The 2,626-nt window shown below is 71.1% G+C and carries 3 protein-coding genes; all 3 read right to left on the reverse strand.

What is annotated here, in order from left to right; genetic code table 11:
- Positions 1-23: 23 nt before the first annotated feature.
- Positions 24-476, reverse strand: coding sequence for a hypothetical protein (locus ACFW9D_RS37290; protein ID WP_384629820.1), 453 nt, complete (start codon positions 474-476; stop codon positions 24-26).
- Positions 477-485: 9 nt separating this feature from the next.
- Complete coding sequence (gene dapB / locus ACFW9D_RS37295; protein ID WP_384629822.1) at positions 486-1,241, reverse strand: 4-hydroxy-tetrahydrodipicolinate reductase; 756 nt, start codon at positions 1,239-1,241, stop codon at positions 486-488.
- Positions 1,242-1,272: 31 nt separating this feature from the next.
- A partial coding sequence (locus ACFW9D_RS37300; protein ID WP_384629824.1) for a M16 family metallopeptidase occupies positions 1,273-2,626 on the reverse strand: 1,354 nt, incomplete at its 5' end.

Raw genomic sequence — 2,626 nt, forward strand, 5'->3', positions numbered from 1 at the left:
CGTGCGGCCCCTCTCGCGTGCGGTCAGGCCTCGACCGTGCGGCCCGCCTGGAGGGCGATCGCGCGCTGCATCGCCTTGCGGGCGCGCGGGGTGTCCCTCGCGTCCTTGTAGGCGACGGCCAAGCGGAACCAGCAGCGCCAGTCCCCCGGCGTGTCCTCCGTCTCGGCCTTGCGGCGGGCGAAGACCTCGTCGGCGGAGTCGCGGTCGATGCGGCCGTACTGGTCGCGCCGCAGCTCGTCGACGGGCAGTCCGCCCTCCGCCTCCAGGAGTTCGGCCAGATGGTTGGCCTTCTGGACGAACCGGGTGTTCGCCCACAGGAACCACAGGCCGATCACCGGGAGGATCAGCACCGCGACGCCGAAGGTGATCGTCAGCGCGGTGCCCTGGCGGATGAGCATGACGCCGCGGTCGCCGGCCAGGACGAAGTAGACGACCAGGACGGCGGCCGTCACGGCATAGGTGATCTTCGCGCGCATCGCCGTGGGTCAGCCGTTCAGGTCGAGGAAGTGTTCCAGGCCGAAGGTGAGGCCCGGGGTCGTCACGACCTTGCGCGCACCCAGAAGGATGCCCGGCATGAAGCTGCTGTGGTGCAGCGAGTCGTGGCGGATGGTCAGCGTCTCCCCCTCGCCGCCCAGGAGGACCTCCTGATGGGCCAGGAGGCCGCGCAGACGCACCGAGTGGACCGGGATGCCGTCCACGTCCGCGCCGCGCGCTCCGCCGAGGGCCGTGGCCGTCGCGTCGGGCTGCGGCGCGCTGCCGGCCTTCTCGCGGGCGGCCGCGATGAGCTGCGCCGTGCGGGCGGCCGTGCCCGAGGGGGCGTCGACCTTCTTCGGGTGGTGCAGCTCGATGACCTCGACGGACTCGAAGTACGGAGCGGCGGCCTCGGCGAACTTCATGGTGAGGACGGCGCCGATGGAGAAGTTCGGCGCGATGAGCACACCGGTGGACGGGGAGTCCGCGAGCCACTGGTTCAGCTGCGCGAGGCGGTCCTCGGTCCAGCCCGTCGTGCCGACGACGCCGTGGATCCCGTGGCGCACGCAGAACTCCAGGTTCCGCATGACCGAGTCGGGCGTCGTCAGTTCGACCGCGACCTGGGCGCCGGACTCCGTGAGGGTCTCCAGCTTGTCGCCGCGGCCGAGGGCGGCCACGAGCTCCATGTCCTCGGCGGCCTCGACGGCCCGGACCGCCTCGGAGCCGATGCGGCCGTTGGCCCCGAGGACCGCCACGCGCAGCTTGCTCATGTTCTCCCAGTTCCTTCTGTCAGTGCGGGTGTTACGCGACCGCTTCGTGCAGACGGGCGGTCTGCTTGTCCTTGAGCGGGCCGATGACCGACAGGGACGGACGCTGTCCCAGGATCTCCCGGGCCACCTCGCGCACCTCGTCGGGGGTCACCGCGGCGATCCGCTCCAGCATGTCGGAGACGGACATCTGCTCGCCCCAGCACAGCTCGCTCTTGCCGATGCGGTTCATGAGCGCGCCGGTGTCCTCCAGGCCGAGGACCGTGGAGCCGGAGAGCTGGCCGATGGCGCGAGTGATCTCGTCGTCGCTCAGGCCCTCCCGCGCGACCAGGTCGAGCTCGTCGCGGCAGATCTGCAGGACGTCGTGCACCTGGTTGGGCCGGCAGCCCGCGTACACGCCGAACAGGCCGCAGTCGGCGAAGGCCGAGGTGTAGGAGTACACGCTGTAGGCCAGGCCGCGCTTCTCGCGGACCTCCTGGAAGAGGCGGGAGGACATGCCGCCGCCCAGTGCCGTGTTGAGCACGCCCATGGCCCAGCGGCGGTCGTCGGTGCGGGCGAGGCCCGGCATGCCGAGGATGACGTGGGCCTGCTCGGTCTTGCGGCCGAGGACGTCGACGCGGCCGGCGGCGCGCAGGCTCTTGCTGCCGGTGCGGGGGCCGACGGGGAGCGCGGTGGCGTCGCCGAGGGCGCCCGCCTTGTCGAAGGCGGCACGGACCTGGCGGACCACCTTGTTGTGGTCGACGTTGCCCGCGGCCGCGACGACGAGGTGCGTCGGGTCGTAGTGCTTCTTGTAGAAGCGGCTGATCTGGCCGCGGCTGAGCGCGTTGATCGTGTCGACCGTGCCGAGGACCGGGCGGCCCAGCGGAGTGTCGCCGAGCATGGTGTGCGCGAACAGGTCGTGCACGCAGTCGCCCGGGTCGTCCTCGGTCATCGCGATCTCTTCGAGGATGACGCCGCGCTCGGCGTCGACGTCGGCCTCCTCGATGAGGGATCCGGTCAGCATGTCGCAGACGACGTCTATGGCGAGCGGCAGGTCGGTGTCGAGCACGCGCGCGTAGTAGCACGTGTACTCCTTCGCCGTGAAGGCGTTCATCTCGCCGCCGACCGCGTCGATCGCGGCGGAGATGTCGAGGGCGCTGCGCTTGTGCGTGCCCTTGAAGAGGAGGTGCTCCAGGTAGTGCGTCGCGCCGTTCAGGGTCGGCGTCTCGTCACGGGAGCCCACGTGGGCCCAGATGCCGAAGGTCGCCGAGCGGACGGAGGGCAGGGTCTCGGTGACGATGCGCAGGCCGCTGGGGAGCGTGGTCCTGCGGACCGTACCGATGCCGTTCTCGCCCTTGATCAGGGTTTGGGTACGGGCGACGGCCCGCGCCTCCGAGGAGGTGCGGGCC

It is taken from the genome of Streptomyces sp. NPDC059524, from assembly GCF_042749255.1.
Lineage (GTDB): Bacteria > Actinomycetota > Actinomycetes > Streptomycetales > Streptomycetaceae > Streptomyces > Streptomyces xanthii.

What these genes read in the sequence shown, in the direction of transcription:
- ACFW9D_RS37290 (WP_384629820.1), bottom strand. Translation starts at nt 476, where the DNA reads ATGCGCGCGAAGATCACCTATGCCGTGACGGCCGCCGTCCTGGTCGTC.
- dapB (WP_384629822.1), bottom strand. Translation starts at nt 1,241, where the DNA reads ATGAGCAAGCTGCGCGTGGCGGTCCTCGGGGCCAACGGCCGCATCGGC.